Source organism: Citrobacter sp. Cpo061, assembly GCF_030332845.1.
Lineage (GTDB): Bacteria > Pseudomonadota > Gammaproteobacteria > Enterobacterales > Enterobacteriaceae > Citrobacter > Citrobacter portucalensis.
Window position 1 is genome coordinate 335,627 of the sequence record NZ_JAOWHB010000043.1, and the last position, 23,960, is coordinate 359,586.

Below are 23,960 nucleotides of genomic sequence, written 5' to 3' on the forward strand. Positions count from 1 at the left end.
AAAGTGAGTTACAAACTTACTGGAGAGGCACAGCGCGATATTATTGAAATCCGTGATTACACATCAAGAAATTGGGGCGCTAAACAGTCCAGGGATTATCTTAGAAAATTACGGGGCGTTCTCTCTCAGTTAGCTGAAATGCCAGACATGGGGCATCATCGAATTGATGATTTTGGTGAAGATATTTACAGCTTTCCTTATGTTAGCCATATGATTTACTACAGTGCACAAGACACAAATATTGTTGTACTGGCAGTCTTACACCAAAGCCGAGTACCAACAAAACATCTGGGACAACGTTTGTAGCCCACCACCTTAATGCCGGATGGCGCTTACGCTTATCCGGCCTACGGGCTGCACGCAACAAGTGACAACATTGCGGCTTTTTATTGCAGTTGTTCGGTTTTACCGAACAACTGCAATAAGCATCATATTTCATACGTAATAAAGCCGCTGATCGGTTAATCAGCGGCTTTCTATTACCTGTGATGCCTCAGAAGTTATATTTCACCCCGAGCATACCGCGGGTATCACTGTAGCCTTTGTCACCAACCTGTTGGGCCACGTTGCTCCACACGTTGAGGCGCGGAGTGATTTGACCTTCAACGCCGACTTTCAGCTCGCCGATGTTTTTGGTGCCGCGCATGTCGTTGCTAACATCGTCCATCTTCACGCTGGTCGTCTGTGTGTTGTGGATCCAGTTGGCTTCAACAAACGGCTGGAACTCGCGAGATTTACCGTCGTCGATGGCGTTGTGCCCGTTGATAAAGGCTTTCACACCCAGACGGGTCATCAGGTTGCCATCGGTGTTGTCCTTCACGCGGGTACCGTTCGCTTCGCGGTGACTGTCGGCTTGCACGTCCATCCATACCACCTGCGCTTTCGGTTGCAGCCAGTAGCTGTTGCGCTCGCTTTCGCCCAGTTTGAAGCTGTAACCGGCTTCAACCGAAGCGGTTATCCCGCTGGATTTGTATTTCTCTGCTGCCTGCTCCTGGCCCATCACTTTGTTATCAAACCAGTTATACAGCGCCCAGGTATCCACGTAGGTGCCGGTCTTGTCGGCGTCATTGGCATACCATGTGCCATACAGCCCCACGCTGTAACCGGTGACCTGACCACGTGAATGGTAGCCGGTCAGGCTGGACTGCGTGCGGTTCTGGCTGTTGGCATAACCTGCCATCGCGCCAAGGTGCCAGCGGTCAAGACCGTCGCTACTCCACTGCGCCAGGTCGCCGCCTAGCTGCATTACATAGCTGTTGCTTTGGGTTTTCAACTGCCCGCTACCGTCTTTGAAGCGGGTATGCGCCCCAACGTTACGCATCCACAGGCTGGTAACTTTCTTCTCGCCTGTCAGCATATCGACGTACTGCGTTTCACCCAGACGATCGTGCAGTCGGGTCATAAACAGCGTGTTAGCCGCATAGTTGTTCGCCAGATAACTGCCTGCTTCCGGACGGTATTGCTGCTCAGTGACAGGAGGCGCAACAGGTTCTTCCGGCTCAGGGATAATCGGGTCTACAGGATCGACCGGGTCTGGATCAATAGGGTCAACCGGGTCCGGATCAACAGGGTCAGGGTCATGCGGATCGACGGGGTCCGGGTCTTCCGGATCCGGCGGAGCAGGAATAAAGCTGGTCAGATACCAGTTACTGCCTTTCTGCACCACGTTATAGTCGTACGCTCCGGCAACAATACGGCCCGCTTTCTCAAAAGTACCGTCAGAATTACCGGCCACTTCGATGATCTCAATACCTTCAATGGTCTGCGCCCCGGTTCCGCCAATGTTATTCACCGCCACAAACGCATTACCCGCGGTGTTGCCGAGCACTTTCAGCTTGTCGGTTTCGGAGGTATCGTCATTCAGGACAGTATTGAAAACCAGTTTGCCGCCGTTCCCGGTAAAATCTTCATTGATGGTAAGCGTCTGCCACGGTTCGCCGTCAGCATGCCCAAAGTTCACCACTGACCCGCCGTTCAGCGTCAGGTCGGTGAGCGTTGAACTGTTAGTCATGTTCCAGGTCGCGTCGCTCATTTGCAGCGAGATAACGCCCGTCCCGGCAGTGGCGCTGTTGATGTATGACGCCCCGCTCCACAACGAGTTGTCGGTCATGTTGAGCTTAATGGTACTGTTTTGCTGCGGCAGGCTGCTGGTTGCAGCAGTCGCGCCAGCGGCATGAAGATCGCCGTCGATAAGAAAACGCCCGCCAGTAGAACCGTCTACGATGCCGCCCGTTTCAGTGCTGATGGCATAACTTTCGTTGCTATGATCGCCCGCCATGGTAATGGCGGCACCGCCTGCCAGGTTTATCGCCCCGCGTGAAGTCGCATACAGGCCACGTGGCGCTTTGCTGTATGACGCCGCTTTCGCCGAACTGTTCACGTTGATCGTTGCGTTTTCACCAAGATTCACGGTCGCGTTGGTGGAATAAACCGCATGAGCGCTGACGCCGTTGACCGTAATCGTCGCGTTGTTGCCCAGTTCCGTTTTGGAAGATGAGGCGGCATAAATCCCCGTTGAAGAAGCACCCGAAGTCTCAATGGTGGCGTCATTGCCAAGCAGTATCGAGGAACCGCTCTGCCCGGTGCGAAGACCCTCTGAACTGTCACCTGTCGTCACAATGTGTGCCCGGTCGCCGACCACAATTGTATTTTTGGCCTGCGTGGCGTCTTTCATCGCGTTTGCTGTGATACCACGTCCCTGGGAACCGGTGGTTTGAATATACAGATCGTCGCCGACGTAAATGCTGGCCGAGCCCTTCCAACCCTGGCTATAGGAGTTGTAACCAGCGTTAATACCGTCACCATCCTGACCGTCCACATAAATACTGGTGCGATCCCCGGTGATGATAAAGACCGGGTTATCCGGCGTATTGGCCCCGTGCGTGCGGATACCGTCAACATCTTTACCATTATTGGCGGCATTCTTCGACTGCGTGCGAATCGTCAGGTCATCCCCAAAAATAACGCCCGGACTACCCGTTGTACTGTTCTGAATAACGGTAACAGAGTGCTCAAAAGCTTCAGCGCCGGGTCCATTAATCGTTAATCCATTGCCATAAACGGGAATAGTGCCTGCACTCCATTGATAAACATAATTCGGCATGGCGCTGGTTTTAGCGAAACTGGCATTTGCCTGCGCTGGAATTATTGCCTGCAATTCCGGGGGCAGACTGCTAACCAGTCCGGTGGAGGGTAGACTATCAACGTCAACCCATGCCGCTTGAGCTGAAAATACCATAGAGGTTAATGCGGCTGAAACCGCTATGGCAATACGAGAATAAGATTTGGGATTTGGCATATTAGCCTCCTGCTTTCAGGCGTAGAGCGTCCACCACATCGCAAGGATGTGAAAATAATAAAATTCAAAAATACGTTATAAAATATTCGACAATATTTGATGAATACTATGGCCTAACTTATCTTCAAGCCTGAGCTTGTAGACATATATTTTCTTAATATCGATATTATCTATCTTGGTAATTTGCTGAATACTTTTCCCTGACACAAAACGCTTCAGTAATATCATTTCAGTATAGTTAAGTGAGCGTCCACGTTTGCTGTTAGCGAGATGACCCGTAAAGAGTCGCCTAATTTTCTGATGTTGAACTTCGTCATCATCATCAGAATATATAATCCCTTGTATTTTATTGCTTTTGGACAGCCAGTAGTTGGCTAACGGCGCCAGGTTCCTGTCTGCTATCAACACAATATGCATACCACTGTAGGCAAGCCGGTCAACCCATTGCGGGTCGGCAAACAGGCGCAGATTCGGGAAAGAAAAGTCCACAAAAATAAACCCACGCGACAAATGGTTTTGATTATTAAGCAGAAGCTTTTCAATAATTCCTTTTTGCAGAAAGCCATTCCCCTCAGGCCAGATCGCAAATGCGGCACGGTGACAGTAACTGGCACGAACCGCAGTATCCGGAAATAATTGACAGGATAATTCACAGCTTATGCAACGAACAGTCTGTGACGGTGATCTCTTCATCAAAAATGACTCCTGTTATTTTTCCATAAATATTTCATTGGTAAATAAATGTGTCAATCCAACACGTAGTACGTTCCTTGTCAGTTAATAACAGTGGCGCTAATAAAATGTAATAAACTCCTGATGCACTAATATGTATGGTCTGTGAGTAATACGATTGCGCTAAGCTTATTTACGCTTTATCTCAGAATAACAACCTATGCATTAGGAATTTTATGCATAAATTCAGATTCCAGGATAAACAGTAAAAAAGCACTATTTGCTAAAAAATAACCTGCGTAAAAGTTACTTACTAATTACGTAATTCTGATAACTCAATCACCCTTGTCATGTTGTGGACAAATATAAAGATAATTCAGATAAAACTGTAATGAATTCTCATTATTTAACCTTAGTTAATTCTCACCTAAGAAATAAGATTGCTAACATATTGTATTTAAAGATTTTTTAATGAATTGGTGAAATTCTTATCTTCGTTCATGAACAAAGAGTGAGGCGCATTTTCGATTTGGATGTAAAATTTAAAGGATGCGTTAGCACACGCTGTGATTCGTTTTGGTTACTGAGGGCTGGGCAATTGTACCTTATCAATCAGTTGGTCGAATTTAATCCTGATAGCAAAAGTCTGGTCAATCGTCAGACCGGGCGAGCAATTCAGCTCCAGCTCCCTGCCTCGCTCTGTTTTCTCTATTTAATTACTCACGCAAGTGACATTGTTTCCCAGAACACGTTGATGACAATTGGTTGGGGTGAAAGAAATAATGTGACCACCACCAACACATTTTACCAGGCTATTCTGACGCTACGAAACGCGCTGGCGGACGTGGGGTTGCCTCGTGATACGGTGAAAACTATTTCCCGACGCGGGCTCAGATTAAATGAGAATACGCAAGTAGAGACAATAACGCTTCAACAGAGTGAAGTTTCCCCGCCGCCGGTTATTGAAGAAATCCCCCCCGCAAAGATAATTCCTTCGACACCACAACAAACGACGCAGATACCCTGGTTTGAGGTTTTATTTAGCGCCAGTGTCGTGATTGCCACGTTGATCATCTGGCTGGTGTGGTATCAAACGCGCCCTGTTATGCCGTTTAGTAAATTTGTCCAGGCTTCCATGCAGACCCCATCGCGGCAAAATTGCAAAATCTATTACTCACCAAATGAACACGACCAGCAAGGCTATTTCAATCTGATGCAGTTACATCCCTATCTCTGTGAAAACAACAAGCACGTGTTTCTTACCGGTTACAGCAAAGCGGAAAGGATCGTGGCATTTGTCTGTGATAAAGATGCACGGGTGGATGCTAACGCATTTTGTACTACTCATTATTACTGGATGCGCGGGCAATGAAAAAAACACGCCACCTTATAGTGCTCGTGGCCGGGCTGGTTACTGTGCTCGGTTCAGGCGGATGGTTATGGCATTCACGCTATGCCGACAAACCGCTGAATTGCATCGGTAACATGGAATGGAATATTGGCAGCAACCGCTTTACCGGTACGTTATCGTTTCGGATGTACAACAGTGAAGGCCTGGCCACTATTACCGGCAAACTGTACGGGCGTAATACCTCAGACATTAGCAGGAACATCTATTTTAACTACACCCAAAAGCGCGATGCCCGAGTGCTACAGGCGATGCAGATCGTCAAAACCTTCGCTGACACCGCTGATGAAGCGGATATTAACGACACATTACCTGGATTTTACCGCCAAAGCGGACGAAGCCTGAGCCTGGTCATGGAGGAGTATAAAGGTGCATGGATTTTTGCCAGCTCCAATGTGCCCTCGCTGTATTGCCGCAAAAGGTAGCGTCATATCCGGAAACAAAAAGTACGGCCCCTCAATGAAATTCACATTTGTCATCATTGACTTACGCGACATGGGTCACTGAATCCACACATAACCCATTGCTATTCTTCATCGCGAATCAGGAAACATCCTGAATATCATAATATCCGTTGCGTAATAATTAAGCGAAATGGGCGTTATATTTTGCCCAGAAGACTTCAACCTACGGATGGATATTTGGAGAAGACGTGGGCAGGGGCGTTTATCTCTCTCGCGAGCAATGTCTGAGCGTTCAGGCGTTATCGCATTTCAGGAAACGGTGTGTTTCCGGTGTATTTTTGGCGTACATATGAGGGATACGTAATGTTTACTTTTAAAAAGTGCCTGATTGCACTTTCTATAAATTTGGCCGTTGTTTCATCAGGTTTTGCTTGTACGACCCTGCTGGTCGGCAACGAAGCATCAGCGGACGGCTCCATGCTGGTCGCCCGTAGCGCAGACAGCGATGCTCTGAAAGCACAGCATTTTGTCATTCATCCGGCAAAGCAAAATCAGACCGGGGAATACAGCACCAAAGCACATAATGGTGCGAATGATTTTACCTGGCCACTGCCGAAAAACTCTCTGCGTTATACCACTGTCCCAAACTGGAAAACCCAACTGCACGGCGCGACCGGGTTTAACGAGCTGGGTGTCGGCGTGAGCGGTACAGAATCCATTTTTGCCTCACCGAAAGCACTGGCCGCCGACCCGTACGTTGAGGATAAAGGGATCACCGAAGACGATATCCCGGATATTCTGCTGTCACAAAGTAAAACCGCACGTGAAGCTGTGGCGCTGTTGGGCCATATCGTTGAGACCGTCGGCGCAGGCGAAGGTTTTGGCGTTGCCGTCGTCGACGATAACGAGATCTGGTACCTGGAAACCGGTAGCGGCCACCAGTGGATGGCGCAGCGTCTGCCGAATAACCAGTATTTTGCCACCGGTAATCAGGGCCGCTTACAGGATTACGATCCTAAAAATCCGGACATGATGGCGTCAAAAAACCTGATTCAATTTGCGACTGAAAAAGGGCTGTACGATCCGGCGAAAGACGGTAAATTCAACTTCTCCAAAGCCTATACCCGTGATGACGAGCGTGACCGCACGTATAACGACCCTCGCGTATGGACCATCCAGAAAGAGTTCAATCCTTCCGTAAATCAGGATATGGCCAAAGGGCGCGAATTCCCGGTCTTCATGACGCCAGAGAAGAAAATGACGCTGGACGATGTGAAAGCCGTGTTGCGTAGTCACTATGAAGGGACCAGCCATGACCCGTACACCAACGGTCTGAACGGCAAAGAGCCATGGCGTCCGGTCAGCGTTTTCCGTACCTATGAAGCGCACGTTATGCAGGTCCGTCCGTGGTTGCCAAAAGAGATTGGTGAAACGACCTACATTGGCCTGGGCATGGCTGACCTCACCGCCTTCGTTCCGTACTACAGCGGTCTGAAAGCGTATCCGGCTAACTACACGATGGGTACCGATAAAGCGGACGATCAGTCTATCTACTGGAAATATCGTAAATTACAAACGCTGACGATGACCGATTATCCGAAGCTCGCGCCAATCGTCAAAAAAGCCTACAAAGCGTGGGAAGACAAAGTGGCGAAGGAGCAAAAAGAGGTCGAAGCAGAGTATCTGAAGATGGCGAAAACCGATAAACCCGCCGCGGATAAGATGCTGAATGACTTCAACCTGCGCATCATGGCCGACGCCGAGAAGCTGACGGAAGATCTGACTAATCAGCTCTTTACCATCCGCACTAAAGACATTCAGTCTGATATTTTCTTTGCGAATGCAACGAAAAAAGACTGAGTAACGACGCGATAGTATTCTGGCGTAAAGCGCTTATTAGCTTTGCGCCAGCATTTCACACCGCGCCTTCACCGCCTCGTGCAGAAGGCGTACCGCGGTTGAAAGCTGCTTCCGATGCGGGCAAATCATATTCAGCGGGACTTTCTCTCCCTGATAATCCGGCATCAGCAGTTGTAATCGACCGTCACGCACATCTTCGCTGACATCCAGCCACGACTTGTACGCCACACCTTCTCCGGCAATCGCCAGGCGCCGGATCACTTCCGCATCGTCACTCATAATGGTGCCGTTAACCTGCACACTGCTGACCTCGCCGTTGCGCGTAAACGTCCAGCGATCGTGCAGGCGGCCGCGTAATACGAAAGTCATGGCGTTGAGCTGTGTTAAATCATCCAGTTTTTGCGGCGCGCCGTTTTGCTCAACCCATTCCGGTGATGCCACCAGCACGCGTCGGTTACCCGCTGCAACCGGCAGCGCAATGTAAGACGCGTCTTCGGTGTTGCCATAGCGAAACGCAACATCGACGGGGTCTTTAAAGACATCCGTTACCTGGTCGGAGAAAAAAATCCGCAGGCGCAGCGCGGGATAGCGGCGTCGAAACGACTGAAAGACCGGCAGCAGCAGGTTACGACCGAGATCGGAAGGCACGGCGATTTGCAGCGTGCCAGAAACTTCATCTTCCGGAGTCTGAATTTTTTGCAGCCCGGCATGCATTACGTCCAGCATCTGGCGGGCATAGGGTAACCAGACTTCACCTTCTGGCGTCAGGCGCAGGCTGCGCGTGGAGCGGGCGAACAAGCGGATAGCCAACGTAGACTCCAGGCGCTTGATAGCTGAACTGACCTGAGCAGGCTGAACGCCGACTTCGCGCGCAGCATCACTAAAACTATTCAGCGCCGCGGCGCGGACAAACAACGTGAGATCTTCAAGCCGGAACATTTTCACTCCCCGAGTATAAGTCCTGTCGCCATAGGGCTATTTTTCCCGTTCTGTTACCGGTTTACCATCGAATTATTCAACTGATTCCTGTGACCGGAGATAATATGAAAGCCATCGCCATTACCCGCGCCGCGACCGACGGCAATAACATTGAATTTTTACAAGAGATTGACCTGCCCATGCCAGTTGCTACCGGGCACGATCTGCTGGTTGAAGTGAAAGCCATTTCCGTCAACCCCGTTGATACCAAGGTCCGCGAAGGTTTTAACGCTGATGTGCCGCGCGTACTGGGCTGGGACGCCGTTGGCGTGGTGAAGTCCGTGGGCGAAGCCGTCACCCTGTTCGCACCCGGCGATGAAGTCTGGTACGCCGGAGCGCTCGGCCGCGCTGGCAGTAACAGTGAATTTCAGCTGGTTGATGAACGTATTACCGCGCTGAAGCCAAAAACACTGGATAATGCTTCTGCTGCGGCGCTGCCACTAACCGCTATCACCGCCTGGGAAATGCTGTTCGACCGTCTGGGCGTTGAGGAAAATGGCAATGAAGATGATGTGTTATTGATTGTTGGCGCGGCTGGCGGCGTCGGTTCTATTCTGACACAACTGGCCAGTAAGCTGACCAAAATGACCGTCATCGGTACCGCATCACGTCCGCAGAGCCAGAAATGGGTACGTGAAGCGGGCGCTCATCATGTGATTGACCACAGCAAGCCGTTGACGGAAGAGCTGGCACGGATAGGCATTAAAGAGGTGACGCACGTTGCCAGCCTGAACAATACCGAGCAGCACTATTCGCAAATTATTGCCGCACTGGCGCCGCAGGGCAAACTGGCGCTGATTGACGATCCTCAATCTCTCGATGCGCGCCCGCTGAAGGCCAAAAGCATTTCGCTGCACTGGGAGTTTATGTTTACCCGTTCGATGTTTACCACCCACGACATCATTGCGCAGCATCAGTTACTGACCCGCGTGGCGCAGCTGATCGACGACAGCACCCTCCGTACCACGCTGGGCGAACATTTTGGCGCGATTACCGCGGCAAATCTGCAAAAAGCCCACACGCAAATTGAAACCGGTCGCTCGGTCGGCAAGATTGTGCTGGAGGGGTTTTAACATGTCTGATTCTGACGTGATTTCAATTATTGCGGTACTGAAAGCCAAACCGGGGAAAATCGACGCACTGAAACAGGCGCTACAAGCTCTGCTGCTGCCCACGCGCCGGGAGCCGGGCAATATTGAATATGCCCTGTTCCAGTTACGCGACACGCCGGATGTGTTCTACGTGCGCGAATCCTGGCGCGGTCAGGCCGGTCTGGATGAGCATATCGCTCTGCCACATTTCCAGGCGTTCATTCTACAAATGAACGATCTGCTAGCCGAACCGCTACGGCTGGATTATCTGACGCCGATTGAGCCTTAATGTCTCGACGCTCCCCCGCAGCTATGCGGGGGATTTACATCAGCCATTACGTCCGGCCATAACTCCCCCATCTACATCCCAGATGGCGCCAGTTACCCATTGCGCTTTGTCTGACAACAGGAAGGTGACGGATTCAGCCACATCACGCGGCGTACCAACCCGACCAATCGGATGGAAGCTGTCAAAGCTGCTCATCACACCTTGTACGTCTTCTTTCGGGATAAATCCTTCGTAGATAGGTGTATGCACGACTGCTGGCGAAACGGCATTGACGCGGATCCCATTCGCCCCCAGCTCAATGGCCAGATTTTTAGTTAATGCATGCAGGCCCGCTTTTGCCATTGAGTACGCTGAAGAAGGTGTTGCGCCAATTGCTTGTTGCGCCCACATCGAACCAATATTCACGATGGCACCCTGGATGTTAGCCGCCACCATATTACGCACGACATCGCGGGTGATAAAAAACGTCGCGCGGTTGAGGCTCATGTACAGTTCATAATCTTCAACTTCATGATCAGTGAAAGGTTTTGGGAAGAAAACCCCAGCTGCATTTACTAACAGGTTGATGTCTTTGTGCTCAGCATTCACCGTTGCCATCACCTGCTTAACGCCCGCTTCTGACATCAGATCCGCCACAATGACAGAGACGTCACCCAGTTCCGCCAACGCCTGACGGGCCTGTTCCGCTTTCTCGGCACGATTGCCAACCAGCACCACTCGACCACCACCCTGGAGGATCAGTTTTGCGGTTTCAAATCCGATACCACTGGTACCGCCCACCACTAACAGTTTTTTGCCGACAAATAATGTGTTCATCGTTAGCCTCGTTTCAAGTATTCGTTAATGCGCTAACAATGCCACTACCCTGAGGCGCTGACGAATGAGAAGAAATAGCGATCCGAGAAAGAAAATCTATCTCGATGGCATATACTGAAGATATTCACAAAACGGGAAATGACCTGATGCGCTCGCTTAATCGGCTTAAATGGTTACACGCTTTTGAGGCCACAGCCCGCCACGGCAGTTTTACTGGTGCGGCGCAGGAACTGGGGGTCACTCCGGCTGCCGTTGGGCAACTGGTTCGTGCGCTGGAAGACTGGGTTGGCCACCCGCTGCTGCATCGTACTCGTTCAGGCAAAGAGCGTCTCACGCTGGTCAGCGAAGCACAGGACGCGTTGCGCGAGATAACCCAAGGACTGGATAGTCTGGAATCTGGGCTGAACAAGTTACGCGGTCGGCGAGCACGCTCGGTGGTGATTATCACTGCCTCTCAGGTACTGGTGATGAACTGGCTGATGAGCCGCCTCAATCGTTTCTCACAAGCGCATGAAAACATAGAATTACGCTTGAACGTGACGGAAAAGCTGATGGATGTTGCTCATGGCGAAGCGGATCTGGGCGTACGTTGCGGTAAAGGCGACTGGCCTGGGGTAAATAAAACCTGGCTGATGGATGAAGAAGCGGTTCTGGTTTGTAGCCCGCGTATTGTGCCAGTAGATAAAATTTCCTGTGGAGAATGGTTGGCCGCACAGAAGCTTATCCATGATGACACTCCCCACCCCGGCGCCAATTTCCCAGGCTGGAATGATGTCCTGACCGCCACCCAGGCACCTGCCGTTCGCGACAGTGGATTGCACATCAACTCTACCTCTGCAGTGATTCTGGCGGCGCTCAGCGGTCAAGGTGTCGCCATTGTGCGTAGAGCATTGGTGCAGCAGCTACTGACAGACGGACAACTGGTTCAGCTTCATCCCAACACCCGCTGGCCTCTGGCGTGGTCTTACTACATTGTTACGCCACAGCACGCGGTAATGCGTCCGGAGGTAAAAGTCTTTAATGACTGGCTGATTGCGGATGTGCTGGCAGAAATCACAACCATCTCTGCTATGATGCCTGCACACAAATAAAACAAAACAACATGCCGAGGGAAAGATGAGTTCCACCAGAAGAGGGATGATGAACGTCCTGATTGCCGCCGTATTGTGGGGAAGTTCAGGCGTTTGCGCGCAATACATAATGGAGCAAAGCCAGATGTCGTCGCAGTTTCTGACCATGACGCGCCTGATTTTCGCCGGGCTCATTCTGCTGATGCTCTCTTTCGTTCACGGCGACAAAGTGTTCTCCATTATCAAAAACCGCAAAGACGCCATCAGCCTGCTGATTTTTTCCGTGGTTGGGGCGCTCACCGTACAGCTAACCTTTCTGCTGACTATTGAGAAATCCAACGCCGCCACCGCGACGGTGCTGCAATTTTTGTCACCGACCATAATCGTGGCGTGGTTTTCCGTGGTGCGCAAAGCACGACCGGGGATTTTAGTGCTGACTGCGATCTTCACATCGCTTATCGGCACCTTCTTGCTGGTCACCCACGGTAACCCGACGTCGCTGTCTATCTCACCTGCCGCGCTGTTCTGGGGAATTGCCTCGGCGTTTGCCGCCGCGTTCTACACCACCTACCCCTCAACGCTTATCGCGCGCTATGGCACGCTGCCGGTTGTCGGCTGGAGTATGTTAATCGGCGGCATGATCCTGCTGCCGTTTTATGCCGGACAGGGCACTAATTTCGTGGTGAATGGCAGTTTGATTCTGGCGTTTTTCTATCTGGTGGTCATCGGCACGTCGCTGACGTTTAGCCTGTACCTGAAAGGCGCGCAGATGATTGGCGGACCGAAAGCGAGCATTTTAAGCTGCGCGGAACCGTTGAGCAGCGCATTGCTGTCCCTGCTGCTGTTAGGTATTACCTTTACCCTGCCAGACTGGCTGGGCACGCTTTTGATCCTCTCTTCGGTAATACTTATCTCAATGGACTCACGTCGCCGCGCCAGAGCGGTTTAACACCAACCGGCGCGGCAAAAGGTCATGATTACCAGCCCGGAACCGCGCCACCGTTAAAGATTGTTTCTGCCGCCTTCGCCACTTCAGGTGACTGATAAGATTGCAGGAACTCTTTCACATTCTCGGCATCTTTGTTGTCTTCTCGCGCCACCAGAATGTTCACATACGGTGAGTTTTTGTCTTCAATAAATACGCTGTCATGTACCGGGGAAAGCCCGGTTTGCTGGATGTAGGTGGTACTGATAATCGCCACATCCACTTTCTGATCGTCCAGCACACGCGGCAACTGCGCACCTTCCAGTTCCATAATTTTCAGATGCCGAGGATTATCAGTAATATCCAACGCTGTTGGCAGCAGGCCGGTATCCGCTTTCAGCGTAATTAACTTCTCTTTTTGCAGTAGCAACAGCGCCCGGCCCAGATTGGTAGGATCGTTAGGTATCGCAATCGTTGCACCGTCTTTTAGTTCAGCGACAGTTTTGATTTTCTTCGAATAACCAGCCATTGGGAACACAAAGGTATTGCCCACCGCAACCAGCTTATAGTCGTGTGCTTTATTATCTTGTTCAAGGAACGGGCGATGCTGGAAGACGTTGGCATCCAGCTCACCATGATTGGTGGCATCGTTGGGCAGCAGAGAACCGCTAAAACCCACCAGTTCCACCTCCAGACCATATTTTTCTTTAGCGACTTTCTTCGCGACCTCCGCCACATCCTGCTCTGCACCGTTAATTACACCCACTTTGATATGCTTTGCATCGCTGCTCTGTTGATCGCATCCTGCCAGCAATAATCCCGCCAGTAATACCGCCGCCCCGGCCCCGAAATAAGGTATCTTCAGCTTCACGTTTTATCCTTTTGCAATAACCGCCTGATGAGTAATGAAATGACTATAGCGGGAAGGCCGCTGCGGTTTAAAAAACGAAAAAGCATCAGCAAGAAGAAAAAAGCATAATGGGGCTAAGATAAATTAGTCGGAAGATACTGTTAGTTCATCAATTGCAAGCCCGGTAATAATTAGCACCAGTTCACGATCGATCCCCTTCTCAAGCATGGCATGGGCTATCCGCAACGCTTCGTCCTTTTTGCCCTCGCGTTTGCCTTCGAGTTTGCCCTCTAGCAACCCTATCCTTCGCCCCGACTCACGTAAGCATTCTGCAATCGTCATTAATCTCTCCTTATGCTGGGGAACGCGCAGGGCAACCTCTCGAATAAACGCCTCAAAACGCGGTGCGCTGCCAGACTGCACCAGGTAATTAAATAGCGTTTCTACCTGACTGTCATTAGCGTGTCCTTTAATCAACAGGGCAACCAGTTTATCGACCAGCACCATCAAATCGCGCTCGCGTATATGCTTCTGGACAAGTTCCAGTAGTGCCACTCGCCGGTGTTGCATAATCTCATCATCAGACACCACCGTGATATCGACCAGCGGGAAGGCCGCTCCATAAAGCTGCCGCGCAGTCTCTGGATCGTCAAATTCATCCAGCCAGCACAGCGAAAAAGGGTACGGGCTGGCAACGCCATGGTAAAAAAGTATCGGAACCACCAGCGGCAGCGTTTTGTGCCCGGCATCAAGGTGATTCTGCATCGCGGCAATGGCGTAACGCATCATTCGGAATGCCATATGAGCATCCGGTGAACTCTGGTGTTCAATCAACGCGTAGATATAGCCTTTACCAGTTCTCGTTTTTAGCGACCACAGAACATCGGAATAACTGGCACGCAGGTCTTCCTCAATAAAACTCCCTGGCTCCAGCTTCAGTGTGTTCAGATCGCAAAGTTCACGTAATGGTGCGGGGAGATAGCTATCAAGAAAATCCCGAGCCGTTTCTGGATGGCTTAAGAACTTTTTAAATACCGCATCATGCGGCGTAGAAGTTGTTGGTTTTTTCATGGCGGTCCGTCACCAAAAGAACAAGATGACGGAACCTTACTCGCCAGTCGCACACACAACATCTGGGAATTTTTCTATCTGCGAGGCGGCTTGGCGGATAAATACATACTTTTGCAATGTATTCATTTTCAGGGAATAACGCTCGCAAAAATGCCCGGTAAGCGTGATCACCTCCGGGCAAGTACCTAAATCCTCTTTGGCGGCAGCATCCAGACCTTCCGGTCATCAAAACGTTTTCGACAAATAATGGCGCGCGGAACCGGTTTCCGGGAAGTTATCGAGGGTCATTTGCAGCTGATAGCCGTTTTTCTGATAAAACGGCAGCGCCTGGAAACTCATGGTATCCACCAGCGCATGCAGGCATCCTCTCTCACGCGCCGTCTGTTCTGCGGCCTGCATCAATTTTGTGCCGTAACCACCTTTACGCAGCGAGTCATGCATCCACAGAAAATCAATGCACAGCCATTCGCCTTTGATTTTGCCGATCAGCCCCCCCAGAATGTCATTGCGCTCATCGCGCCAGTACACCGCCAGGTCGCCAAAATTGGTGGTTCTCAGAAACTGTTGGTTGTAAGCGCGCAATCCGGCAAGCAGGGCATTTTGATCGTCTTCGGTAATCGTATCTGTAATCTGTATTTGCATCCTATCCTCCTGAAATAACTACAACTTCTGGCTGATTTATTTTTAGACATTAACACAGGGTGATGAGTGAGTCGTATGCCGTCTACACTTACTCTTGAGATGATGCGCATAGACAACAAGGATTATTATCATGAAACGAGTCATTTTTCCGATTATTGCCGTCCTTTTCACGCTACCCGGTCTGGCACATGCCGACTCGGCTTATGGCAGTCTGCAGGCTGTACACGAAAAGAATACCGTTATGAAGGACTTACGTAAGATTTGCACCCCGCAAGGGTCGCCATCTGATGAGGTGTGGGAAAAAACGATTATGGCTGATACGCGTAATCAGCAGCACATCCGCGAAGCCATTCTGGCAATTCAAAGAAACAATCAAAACAACTACTGGGAAGCGCTTGGCAAAGTTGAATGCCCGGATTTATAGGCGTGAAGCGAAATAGCCCCACGCCAGAGGGAAAGCGTTAACGCTGAGGAATAATTAAGTCGCCGCGCAGCACGTACGACCCCAGCACGCTCTGGGTTTTCTCGTTGAGCCAACTGACGATCCGCGCCGCCATGGCGTCCATGGAATATTCAATCGCCGGGATCGTAGGGATTCCCGGCAGATGCAGCGAACCGGCCAGGCTAAAGACCATAATGTCTTGCGGTACTGATTTATTAAACGCCTGCAACTGCGGGATCACCCGCTGTGCCTGCTGTTCATCCGCCACCAGCAGCGCGTTAAAATTCAGCGTGGACGCGTTGTTCAGCAGTTCCTGCAAGGCCACTGACGATGACGTTGCAGCCATAAATACCAGGTTACGGTTAAACGGCAGGAAGTTTTTTTCCAGCGCGTGTTTATAGCCCAACAGCACCTGATCGGAGAAACCCATCCCGTCCGGATGAATTAAAGCAATCTGGCGTCGGTTCTGACTTATCAGGTAGTTACAGGCGGTTTCGGTAGCGAACTCATGATCGAACTGGATGCTGTTGACGTCATCGCCGGAATCCAGACAATCCACCAGAATGACATTCTCCTGATTGATGTTCAGCGGAAAACGCGCGCCAATAATCAGGACGTCATCGCACAAGCCGCAGCTTAATTCATCAAGAGCGCTCATGACTTCCGCTTTGGTATTGGCAAAACGCAGCAGCAGGTGCTTTTGATGCTGGCTAAGATGCTTTTCCAGCGCGTAGAGATAACCCGTGGTCTGATTAATGTTGTCCTGCGCGCATATCACGCCGATACAGCCCGTAGACTGGCTGAGTAGCGACTGCGCAATCACGTTCGGACGATAATTGAGTTCATCCACCGCTTTCAACACGGCGAGGCGGCTGGCCTCTTTTACGCCACGCGATCCGCTCAACACGCGTGACACAGTGGCTTTTGACACGCCAGCCAAACGCGATACATCGTTGATAGTAGACATCATTCTCCCCTGACAGGACCCGCCTGGCCCTTTCCATCCTGAATTTAACATTGGCTCAAATAATCGCCATCCGCAGTATAGCTGTTTCCGTTTTTCATGGAAACCGATTTTCCATTTGGACTCAAAAAGAGATCTTCACAGCTAATTTCGTGAGCTAAATCCAAATAATTAGCCTTATAAGAATAAGATCTTGATGGCCGTCACAGTTCTGTTTTCCATTAATGGAAACCGGTTTCCGTATGATATCAAATCAGACTCGCAATAAGTTTTTACATTTAAAGGATGGTTCACTATGTTCAGGATTATGTTGTGTTGTTCGGCAGGGATGTCCACCAGCTTGCTGGTTCGCAAAATGGTTGAAGAGGCAGAGTCTCGCGGATTGCCTGTGAAGATTGAGGCCTACGGTGTTTCCGAATTTGACATTCAGTTTCCAAATTACCAGGTGGTGCTACTCGGCCCCCAGGTAAAGTACATGCTTAATACGCTCTCCGAAAAGGCTGCCACCCAGGGTATACCCGTAAAAGCCATAGATATGATGGATTACGGTATGCAACGCGGTGACAAAGTGCTGGATTATGCTCTGTCGCTGATTGAAGCGACACACTAGAAAGGTGTCATTATGAGTTCGTTATATCAGTCAATGGTTGCCGTCATTGAACAATCCATCACCCCGCTCGCTGGCAAGTTAGGGCAGCAGAAGTATGTGATTGCAATTCGTGACGGTTTTACGGCGGCGCTGCCGTTTATGATCATCGGCTCCTTCATGCTGGTGTTTATTTTTCCGCCGTTCTCTGCCGATACTACCAACAGCTTTGCCCGGGGCTGGCTCGATTTCTCGGCAACTTATCGTGAACAGCTGATGCTGCCGTTTAACCTCAGCATGGGTGTTATGACGTTCTTTATCTCCGTGGGCATTGGTGCCAGCCTGGGCCGTCAGTTTAACCTCGATCCGGTGATGTCTGGCCTGCTGGCCTTTATGGCGTTTTTACTGGTTGCTGCGCCCTATGCCGACGGTAAAATCTCGACGCAGTATCTTTCCGGTCAGGGTATCTTTACCGCCCTCATCACCGCCATTTACTCCACCCGTATATATGCATGGCTGAAGCAGAATAACGTGACAATCCGCCTGCCGAAGGAAGTCCCGACCGGCGTCGCGCGTTCATTCGAGATCCTCATTCCGGTACTGGTGGTGATTGCGACCCTGCATCCGCTGAACCTGTTTATCGAAGCACAAACCGGGATGATCATCCCGCAGGCGATTATGCACCTGCTGGAGCCGCTGGTTTCCGCTTCTGACTCACTGCCCGCTATTCTGCTTTCTGTGCTGTTGTGCCAGATTTTCTGGTTTGCCGGCATTCACGGCTCATTGATCGTAACCGGCATCATGAACCCATTCTGGATGGCGAACCTGTCCGCTAACCAGGCCGCTCTGGCAGCGGGCGCTGCGCTGCCCCATGTCTATCTGCAAGGTTTCTGGGATCACTACCTGCTGATTGGCGGCGTCGGTTCAACTTTACCGCTGGCATTCCTGCTGCTGCGCAGTCGCGTCACGCATCTGCGTACTATCGGCAAAATGGGAATTGTGCCTAGTTTCTTTAATATCAATGAGCCTATTCTGTTTGGTGCGCCAATCATCATGAACCCGATGTTGTTCATCCCGTTTGTCTGCGTCCCGCTGATTAACGCCGTGCTGGCCTATAGCGCCACCAAACTCGGCTGGCTGGCACAGGTTGTTTCATTGACGCCGTGGACTACGCCTGCGCCAATCGGTGCTTCCTGGGCCGCAAACTGGGCATTAAGTCCGGTGGTGATGTGCTTTATCTGTATGGCGATGTCAGCGCTGATGTACCTTCCATTCCTGCGTGCTTACGAACGTTCTTTGCTGAAAACCGAAGAGCAAAAAGCACAGGATGCCGTCTCCGTGGCGAACGCTGCCCGTAGCAACTCATAATGAATCAAGGAGTCAGAACAATGAGATACCGTTTTCCTGAAAACTTCTGGTGGGGCAGTGCCTGCTCAGCGCTGCAAACCGAAGGGGATAGCCTGAACGGCGGCAAAAGCCAGACCACGTGGGACGTGTGGTTCGACCGTCAGCCAGGTCGTTTCCATCAGGGAGTTGGCCCGGCAACTACCTCGACCTTTTATCAGCACTGGAAACAGGACATCGCACTGCTCAAACAGCTGAAGCATAACAGCTTCCGTACGTCTCTGAGCTGGTCGCGCCTGATTCCGGACGGTACCGGCGAGGTTAATCCTGAAGCCGTCGAGTTCTATAACAACGTCATCGACGAGCTGCTGGCACAAGGCATTACGCCATTTATCACCCTGTTCCATTTCGACATGCCGATGGTGATGCAGGAGAAAGGCGGCTGGGAAAACCGTGAAGTGGTCGAGGCGTTTGGCCGCTATGCACAAACGTGTTTTACATTGTTCGGCAACCGGGTTAAGCACTGGTTTACCTTTAACGAGCCAATTGTCCCGGTTGAAGGCGGCTATCTGTATGACTTCCATTACCCTAATGTGGTGGATTTCAAACGTGCAGCCACCGTGGCGTATCACACCGTACTGGCGCATTCGACGGCGGTTCGGGCATATCGTGCCGCAAACCATGACGGTGAAATCGGCGTGGTGCTGAATTTAACGCCTTCCTACCCGCGCTCACAAAATCCGGCGGATGTAAAAGCCGCACACTATGCGGATCTGCTGTTTAACCGCAGCTTCCTCGACCCGGTGCTGAAGGGTGAATATCCAGCGGATCTGGTTGGACTGCTGAAAGAGTATGATCAGTTACCAACATGCCAGCCAGGCGACAGCCAGTTAATCGCCGAGGGCAAAATCGACCTGCTCGGCATCAACTACTATCAGCCGCGTCGCGTTAAATGTCGTGATAGCGCCGTCAACCCGGATGCACCGTTTATGCCGGAGTGGCTGTTTGATTATTACGAAATGCCGGGGCGGAAAATGAACCCCTACCGTGGCTGGGAAATTTATGAGCCGGGTATTTACGATATTATTACCAATCTGCGTGATAATTATGGCAACCCGCGCTGTTTTATTTCTGAAAACGGTATGGGTGTCGAGAATGAGCAGCGTTTTATTCAGCAAGAGCAAATCAACGACAGCTACCGTATTGAATTTGTCTCTGATCATCTTAAATGGCTACATAAAGGAATTAGCGAAGGCTGTAATTGTCTTGGCTACCATATGTGGACCTTTATTGATAACTGGTCATGGCTTAACGGCTATAAAAACCGCTACGGTTTTGTTCAGTTAGATTTAGCAACGCAAAAACGTACGGTGAAAAAAAGCGGCGAATGGTTTGCCCAGACCGCCGAAAATAACGGATTCGATTAGGAAGAGAACAACATGATTGCATTAGAAGAAGCAGTAATGGAAATCATCGTCAATGCCGGGCAATCCCGCAGTCTGTGCTTTGAAGCGCTGCATGCCGCGCGCGCCGGCAATATTGACGAGGCAAAAAGCCTGCTTCGTGAGGCTGACGGTTACGCCCGTCAGGCTCATCACATGCAAACCAAATTGATCGAACAGGACGCCGGGGAAGCCCGGCAACCAATGACATTAATTATGGTGCATGCGCAGGATCACTTAATGACGTCGTTATTAGCCCGCGAACTGTCAGAAGAAATTATTCATCTGTATCAGCGTTAATCGTTAATTACACATTCAACAACGGAGAAAGCATTACGATTAAATAAAGCAGCCCTGTACCCGTTATTAAATAGACAAATCAACTTGTTTTGGTGATAGCAAATTAAACCGAGACGGGATGGTTATTATCTTAAAATAAATTAATGCACACGCTTATTCAGAATGCTCTGCGCAAACTGAAGGGTAAAGTGTCGATGAGATAACCATGAACATGATAAAAAAACTTCCAGTCACGCTGGCGGTCGTCGCCGCGCTGTGCCCAATTTCTGTCCTCGCACAGGAATTCACACAAGAACAAATCGATGCCATCGTTGCCAAAGCCGTCGATAAAGCGCTGGCTGAGCGTCAGGCTAAAATGGACGCCGCCGTGGCGAAAAAAACCGATGTCATTAACGAGCCGCAAAGTGCGGCGCAATCGCCGGATATGGCTATTCCGTTCGGTGTGAAATTCAGCGGCTATGCGCGTTACGGCGCGCATTTCCAGAGCGGCGATCAGAAATACGTTGGCGTTGATGGCTCCTACAACGGTGCTTCCGCTATCGGTCGCCTGGGTAACGAAGGCAACGGCGGCGAGTTCCAGCTCTCAAAAGCGTTCAAAAGCGATAACGGCGCCATCTGGGACATCAACGTGATGATCGACCACTGGGGCGACGAAGTTAACCTGAAAAAAGCCTACGCGGGCGTCACCAACGTACTGGAATCCAATCCCAACGCCTATATCTGGGCAGGCCGCGACTTCCACCAGCGTCCGCAACAGGGTATCAACGACTACTTCTGGATGAACCACGACGGCCAGGGCGCCGGGGTGAAGAACTTCGACATCGGCGGCGTACAGTTTGATGTCGCCACCGTTGCCGCAGTTGAATCGTGCAGCCCGGAAGTGATGGAAGACGAAGCCAACCCATCGCGTATTACCTGTACCGGCGGTTCCGGTACCGGCGATAAAGGCAACTACGCTGTGACGTCAAAAATTCACAATATGAAAGTGGGCCCGCTGGATCTGGAGATCTACGCCAACTACGGTTTTGACTCCAAAGCCGTCGAGAGCGATGACCGCCTGAAAGCCTGGCAGGGCGCATTCGTGCTGAGCCATACCAACGACAGCGGTGTGAATAAAGTGATTGCCCGTTATTCTGATAACTCCGACAACAGCGTCTATAACAAAACCGACGACCTGACTACGGTTTACGCCAGCTTCGAGGGAAGTCATAAGTTTACCCGCCAGGCGCAGGTGGAATACCTGTTAGCATTCCATGATTACGACAACAGCACCGATAAGAGCGATAACCGTAAGAACTACGGCGCGATTGTGCGTCCAATGTACTTCTGGAACGACGTTCACTCCACCTGGCTGGAAGCGGGCTATCAGCGCGTAGATTACGACAACGGCGGGGATAACCACGGCTGGAAACTGACGCTGTCGCAGAACATGTCGATCGCCATGGGACCAGAGTTCCGCCCGATGCTGCGCTTCTACGTCACCGGCGGCAAGGTGGATAACGATCGCACCGCGCGGGTCAACGGCACGCAGGATGAAACGCTGGACGACTTTAACCTTGGTGCCATGTGGGAAGCATGGTTCTGATTAGTGAGTCGTGAAGTGCCGGATACGGCGAGAACGCCTTATCCGGCGAACAACACCGAGATTATTGCATACCTTTTATGCGAACTTTCGCTGCCACCAAAAGCGCCGTCAGCAGCATCAGGCTGCCGGAAAGCATCAGGGGCGACAGCAGTCCGAGGGTATCGAGCACATAGCCTCCCACCGCTGCCCCGCAGGTATTGGCAAGCTGGATCACGGCGACCTGGACGGATCCGGCTTTTTCTGCCTGATCGGCAAGCGAACGGGTGATCCACGTCGACCAGCCGACCGGTACCAGCGCAAACAACAGCCCCCAAATAATCGCAATACCCGCCGCGACCACTTTGTCGCTGCCCCACAGGATCAGGACCAGCGCACTGAGCGCCAGCACCAGTGGCGCACCGGCTAACGCCAGTTTGACCGAACGCTTCAAAATCATCGACGAGAACGACGTACCAACGAAACTGGCAATACCGAAGCTCAGCAGCACCAGCGTCAGGCCATCAACGTCAAAGCCCGCCAGATTCATATAGATCGGGCGAATATAGGTAAAGAAGGCGAACTGACCAGCAAAGGACATGAAGATGGCAATCATCCCGGCCATCACCCCAGGACGCTGCAACAGGCTGAACATGTTTTGTTTCTGATGCGAAGGTTCACCAGGCAGCGAAGGCAACGCTCTCACCACCCAAATCGTGCACAGCACGCCCATTACCGCCGCCGCATTAAACACGTTGCGCCAGCCGATAATGCCGCCCAAAAAGCTCCCCAGCGGCGCGGCAATTACCAGCGCGATGGAGACCGCGCCAAAAATAACCGACAGCGCTTTCGGCACCGTACGTGCAGGAACCAGACGCATGGTCAGCGACGCCGACATCGCCCAGAAGCCGCCAAGCGCCAGACCGAGGCAGGCGCGGCCAACGAGCAGCAGCGAAAAAGAATTGGCAAAGGAAACCAGCAGACAGGAAAGCGTCAGTAGCACCGAAAACAGAATCACCACATAGCGACGATCGGTCGCCTGAATAATTTGCGTCACAAACAGGCTGGCGAACATGGCGACAAATGCCGTCACGGTCACCGATTGTCCGGCCACGCCTTCAGAAATCCCCAAATCCTGCGCCATCGGCGTTAACAGGCTAACGGGGAGAAATTCAACGGTTATCAGGCAGGCAACGCAGAACGCCACGGCAAATACCGCCGACCAGTTAGGTCGGGAATTTGCCTCAGCGCGGGATTTTTGTTCAACAGCTTCACTCATTTTGCTACCTGCGTGGGGTTATTGTAGAAAAGTTACGCAGTGTAACATTAAATTTGTGACGTATTTAACGTTTTGACAACTATTCACCGGAGATCGGCTGTGCCTTATCCGGCCCAGGACAGAGAGCCCTTTCTGGCTCAATTAAGCGTCACGCGCAGCCCGGGCCAGGCCGGTTATCCACTCCTGGTGACCGTTGATCATCGGATTGGGCAGCGTACGTGCCAGTTCTTGTGCCGGAACGCCAATTTGTGATTCCTGGGTCAGAATACGTACGCGCCCGCCGGGTAAATCCTCAAAGAGCCAGGCGTGGATCACATCCAGACGTGTAGTGGCATCGCCTTCCGCCCAGCCATGCCAGGCAACACGCGCGGCCTGGCCGTCAACCGGCGGCACATACTCGGTGATTTGCGCTTCGATGGGGAAACCAAAAGTCGTAAAACGAAAACGGGCATCCATGCTTAACAATGGACCGGAACCGTCGTGAAAACGGATATCCGCCACGTTGCTGTAATACGTCGGCCAGCGCGTTGTGTCATTAAGCTGTGCCCAGACGGCACGGGCGCTCAGTCCGGCAACGATAATTTCATTTGAGGCAAAGTTATCAGTCGTCCCCGGCAGATACGCTGCAGGCCAGATAATTGCACGTTGTTGAGTCGCTTGATTCATGA

Annotated in this window: 24 protein-coding genes; 14 read left to right on the forward strand and 10 right to left on the reverse strand. The window is 51.3% G+C overall.

All coding sequences use genetic code 11. The features are described 5' to 3' along the window. The first annotated feature begins 3 nt into the window (after positions 1–3). On the forward strand, positions 4–306 hold the full coding sequence (locus tag OGX97_RS14200) for a type II toxin-antitoxin system RelE/ParE family toxin (RefSeq protein ID WP_191226641.1): 303 nt from the start codon (positions 4–6) through the stop codon (positions 304–306). A gap of 187 nt (positions 307–493) precedes the next feature. Here OGX97_RS14200 and misL read toward each other — a convergent pair whose 3' ends face one another. Both misL and OGX97_RS14210 read right to left on the reverse strand, forming a co-directional pair. After that, positions 494–3,298 (reverse strand): intestinal colonization autotransporter adhesin MisL, encoded by a 2,805-nt coding sequence (gene misL, locus OGX97_RS14205; protein ID WP_279850854.1) that lies wholly within the window; start codon positions 3,296–3,298, stop codon positions 494–496. A 75-nt stretch (positions 3,299–3,373) separates the two neighbouring features. After that, entirely contained in the window at positions 3,374–3,991 is a 618-nt protein-coding gene (locus OGX97_RS14210; protein WP_032945410.1) for a helix-turn-helix transcriptional regulator, read from the reverse strand. Positions 3,992–4,568: 577 nt separating this feature from the next. On the opposite strand from OGX97_RS14210, the gene OGX97_RS14215 reads away from it, so the two are divergent. The 3 genes from OGX97_RS14215 (at position 4,569) to OGX97_RS14225 (ending at position 7,642) form a co-directional block, all read left to right on the forward strand. Beyond that, on the forward strand, positions 4,569–5,342 hold the full coding sequence (locus OGX97_RS14215) for a winged helix-turn-helix domain-containing protein (RefSeq protein WP_020996049.1): 774 nt from the start codon (positions 4,569–4,571) through the stop codon (positions 5,340–5,342). Next, complete coding sequence (locus OGX97_RS14220) at positions 5,339–5,803, forward strand: hypothetical protein (RefSeq protein WP_167820536.1); 465 nt, start codon at positions 5,339–5,341, stop codon at positions 5,801–5,803. The genes OGX97_RS14215 and OGX97_RS14220 overlap by 4 nt, the downstream gene beginning before the upstream one ends. 342 nt (positions 5,804–6,145) lie before the next feature. Then, positions 6,146–7,642, forward strand: a complete 1,497-nt coding sequence (locus OGX97_RS14225) for a C69 family dipeptidase (RefSeq protein WP_279850853.1) — start codon at positions 6,146–6,148, stop codon at positions 7,640–7,642. 36 nt (positions 7,643–7,678) lie between these two features. Here OGX97_RS14225 and OGX97_RS14230 read toward each other — a convergent pair whose 3' ends face one another. Then, positions 7,679–8,581 (reverse strand): LysR family transcriptional regulator, encoded by a 903-nt coding sequence (locus OGX97_RS14230; RefSeq protein WP_020996048.1) that lies wholly within the window; start codon positions 8,579–8,581, stop codon positions 7,679–7,681. A 104-nt stretch (positions 8,582–8,685) separates the two neighbouring features. On the opposite strand from OGX97_RS14230, the gene OGX97_RS14235 reads away from it, so the two are divergent. Continuing rightward, positions 8,686–9,693 carry a zinc-binding alcohol dehydrogenase family protein gene (locus OGX97_RS14235; protein WP_060682985.1) on the forward strand — a complete coding sequence of 336 codons (1,008 nt, stop codon included), beginning with the start codon at positions 8,686–8,688 and terminating at the stop codon, positions 9,691–9,693. Between the two features lie 16 nt (positions 9,694–9,709). Continuing rightward, positions 9,710–10,000, forward strand: a complete 291-nt coding sequence (locus tag OGX97_RS14240; protein ID WP_162623446.1) for a putative quinol monooxygenase — start codon at positions 9,710–9,712, stop codon at positions 9,998–10,000. Between the two features lie 39 nt (positions 10,001–10,039). On the opposite strand, the gene OGX97_RS14245 is transcribed toward OGX97_RS14240, so the two are convergent. After that, the gene (locus tag OGX97_RS14245; protein ID WP_008786505.1) at positions 10,040–10,816 is read right to left on the reverse strand and encodes an SDR family NAD(P)-dependent oxidoreductase; all 777 of its coding nucleotides are present in this window, start codon (positions 10,814–10,816) and stop codon (positions 10,040–10,042) included. Between the two features lie 146 nt (positions 10,817–10,962). Between OGX97_RS14245 and OGX97_RS14250 the strand changes: the two genes are divergently transcribed. Both OGX97_RS14250 and OGX97_RS14255 read left to right on the forward strand, forming a co-directional pair. Beyond that, on the forward strand, positions 10,963–11,907 hold the full coding sequence (locus tag OGX97_RS14250; protein ID WP_048227379.1) for a LysR substrate-binding domain-containing protein: 945 nt from the start codon (positions 10,963–10,965) through the stop codon (positions 11,905–11,907). A gap of 25 nt (positions 11,908–11,932) precedes the next feature. Next, entirely contained in the window at positions 11,933–12,835 is a 903-nt protein-coding gene (locus OGX97_RS14255) for a carboxylate/amino acid/amine transporter (protein WP_003827166.1), read from the forward strand. Positions 12,836–12,863: 28 nt separating this feature from the next. On the opposite strand, the gene nlpA is transcribed toward OGX97_RS14255, so the two are convergent. From nlpA to OGX97_RS14270, 3 genes are all read right to left on the reverse strand, one after another. Continuing rightward, positions 12,864–13,682: a lipoprotein NlpA gene (gene nlpA / locus OGX97_RS14260; protein WP_008786507.1), complete on the reverse strand. Its 819-nt coding sequence runs from the start codon at positions 13,680–13,682 to the stop codon at positions 12,864–12,866. A 123-nt stretch (positions 13,683–13,805) separates the two neighbouring features. Next, positions 13,806–14,732 carry an Rpn family recombination-promoting nuclease/putative transposase gene (locus OGX97_RS14265; RefSeq protein ID WP_100271738.1) on the reverse strand — a complete coding sequence of 309 codons (927 nt, stop codon included), beginning with the start codon at positions 14,730–14,732 and terminating at the stop codon, positions 13,806–13,808. A 225-nt stretch (positions 14,733–14,957) separates the two neighbouring features. After that, positions 14,958–15,374: a GNAT family N-acetyltransferase gene (locus OGX97_RS14270; protein WP_235126101.1), complete on the reverse strand. Its 417-nt coding sequence runs from the start codon at positions 15,372–15,374 to the stop codon at positions 14,958–14,960. A 130-nt stretch (positions 15,375–15,504) separates the two neighbouring features. Here OGX97_RS14270 and OGX97_RS14275 point away from each other — a divergent pair, with 130 nt between their 5' ends. Further along, a complete protein-coding gene (locus tag OGX97_RS14275) occupies positions 15,505–15,798 on the forward strand; it encodes a YicS family protein (protein WP_008786509.1) in 294 nt (97 codons plus the stop codon). 37 nt (positions 15,799–15,835) lie between these two features. On the opposite strand, the gene OGX97_RS14280 is transcribed toward OGX97_RS14275, so the two are convergent. Next, complete coding sequence (locus OGX97_RS14280) at positions 15,836–16,783, reverse strand: LacI family DNA-binding transcriptional regulator (protein WP_032941556.1); 948 nt, start codon at positions 16,781–16,783, stop codon at positions 15,836–15,838. 292 nt (positions 16,784–17,075) lie between these two features. On the opposite strand from OGX97_RS14280, the gene OGX97_RS14285 reads away from it, so the two are divergent. The 5 genes from OGX97_RS14285 (at position 17,076) to OGX97_RS14305 (ending at position 22,037) form a co-directional block, all read left to right on the forward strand. Next, complete coding sequence (locus OGX97_RS14285; RefSeq protein ID WP_008786511.1) at positions 17,076–17,390, forward strand: PTS sugar transporter subunit IIB; 315 nt, start codon at positions 17,076–17,078, stop codon at positions 17,388–17,390. A 12-nt stretch (positions 17,391–17,402) separates the two neighbouring features. Then, positions 17,403–18,734 (forward strand): PTS sugar transporter subunit IIC, encoded by a 1,332-nt coding sequence (locus tag OGX97_RS14290; RefSeq protein WP_279850852.1) that lies wholly within the window; start codon positions 17,403–17,405, stop codon positions 18,732–18,734. Positions 18,735–18,754: 20 nt separating this feature from the next. Then, positions 18,755–20,137 (forward strand): glycoside hydrolase family 1 protein, encoded by a 1,383-nt coding sequence (locus tag OGX97_RS14295; RefSeq protein ID WP_125363069.1) that lies wholly within the window; start codon positions 18,755–18,757, stop codon positions 20,135–20,137. A gap of 12 nt (positions 20,138–20,149) precedes the next feature. Further along, positions 20,150–20,452, forward strand: a complete 303-nt coding sequence (locus OGX97_RS14300; protein WP_008786514.1) for a PTS lactose/cellobiose transporter subunit IIA — start codon at positions 20,150–20,152, stop codon at positions 20,450–20,452. A gap of 205 nt (positions 20,453–20,657) precedes the next feature. Further along, positions 20,658–22,037: a carbohydrate porin gene (locus OGX97_RS14305; protein WP_008786515.1), complete on the forward strand. Its 1,380-nt coding sequence runs from the start codon at positions 20,658–20,660 to the stop codon at positions 22,035–22,037. A 61-nt stretch (positions 22,038–22,098) separates the two neighbouring features. On the opposite strand, the gene nepI is transcribed toward OGX97_RS14305, so the two are convergent. Together nepI and OGX97_RS14315 are read right to left on the reverse strand one after the other, a co-directional pair. After that, complete coding sequence (gene nepI / locus OGX97_RS14310; protein ID WP_279850851.1) at positions 22,099–23,292, reverse strand: purine ribonucleoside efflux pump NepI; 1,194 nt, start codon at positions 23,290–23,292, stop codon at positions 22,099–22,101. A 141-nt stretch (positions 23,293–23,433) separates the two neighbouring features. Continuing rightward, a complete protein-coding gene (locus OGX97_RS14315) occupies positions 23,434–23,958 on the reverse strand; it encodes an SRPBCC domain-containing protein (protein WP_003827143.1) in 525 nt (174 codons plus the stop codon). Between the last annotated feature and the right edge of the window lie 2 nt (positions 23,959–23,960).

Coding starts and splice junctions, on each gene's coding strand:
- OGX97_RS14230 (WP_020996048.1), bottom strand. CDS start 8,581: ATGTTCCGGCTTGAAGATCTCACGTTGTTTGTCCGCGCCGCGGCGCTG.
- OGX97_RS14210 (WP_032945410.1), bottom strand. CDS start 3,991: ATGAAGAGATCACCGTCACAGACTGTTCGTTGCATAAGCTGTGAATTA.
- misL (WP_279850854.1), bottom strand. CDS start 3,298: ATGCCAAATCCCAAATCTTATTCTCGTATTGCCATAGCGGTTTCAGCC.
- OGX97_RS14255 (WP_003827166.1), top strand. CDS start 11,933: ATGAGTTCCACCAGAAGAGGGATGATGAACGTCCTGATTGCCGCCGTA.
- OGX97_RS14285 (WP_008786511.1), top strand. CDS start 17,076: ATGTTCAGGATTATGTTGTGTTGTTCGGCAGGGATGTCCACCAGCTTG.
- OGX97_RS14245 (WP_008786505.1), bottom strand. CDS start 10,816: ATGAACACATTATTTGTCGGCAAAAAACTGTTAGTGGTGGGCGGTACC.
- nepI (WP_279850851.1), bottom strand. CDS start 23,292: ATGAGTGAAGCTGTTGAACAAAAATCCCGCGCTGAGGCAAATTCCCGA.
- OGX97_RS14270 (WP_235126101.1), bottom strand. CDS start 15,374: ATGCAAATACAGATTACAGATACGATTACCGAAGACGATCAAAATGCC.
- OGX97_RS14235 (WP_060682985.1), top strand. CDS start 8,686: ATGAAAGCCATCGCCATTACCCGCGCCGCGACCGACGGCAATAACATT.
- OGX97_RS14280 (WP_032941556.1), bottom strand. CDS start 16,783: ATGTCTACTATCAACGATGTATCGCGTTTGGCTGGCGTGTCAAAAGCC.
- OGX97_RS14225 (WP_279850853.1), top strand. CDS start 6,146: ATGTTTACTTTTAAAAAGTGCCTGATTGCACTTTCTATAAATTTGGCC.
- OGX97_RS14265 (WP_100271738.1), bottom strand. CDS start 14,732: ATGAAAAAACCAACAACTTCTACGCCGCATGATGCGGTATTTAAAAAG.
- OGX97_RS14300 (WP_008786514.1), top strand. CDS start 20,150: ATGATTGCATTAGAAGAAGCAGTAATGGAAATCATCGTCAATGCCGGG.
- OGX97_RS14290 (WP_279850852.1), top strand. CDS start 17,403: ATGAGTTCGTTATATCAGTCAATGGTTGCCGTCATTGAACAATCCATC.
- OGX97_RS14220 (WP_167820536.1), top strand. CDS start 5,339: ATGAAAAAAACACGCCACCTTATAGTGCTCGTGGCCGGGCTGGTTACT.
- OGX97_RS14305 (WP_008786515.1), top strand. CDS start 20,658: ATGAACATGATAAAAAAACTTCCAGTCACGCTGGCGGTCGTCGCCGCG.
- OGX97_RS14275 (WP_008786509.1), top strand. CDS start 15,505: ATGAAACGAGTCATTTTTCCGATTATTGCCGTCCTTTTCACGCTACCC.
- OGX97_RS14315 (WP_003827143.1), bottom strand. CDS start 23,958: ATGAATCAAGCGACTCAACAACGTGCAATTATCTGGCCTGCAGCGTAT.
- OGX97_RS14295 (WP_125363069.1), top strand. CDS start 18,755: ATGAGATACCGTTTTCCTGAAAACTTCTGGTGGGGCAGTGCCTGCTCA.
- OGX97_RS14250 (WP_048227379.1), top strand. CDS start 10,963: ATGCGCTCGCTTAATCGGCTTAAATGGTTACACGCTTTTGAGGCCACA.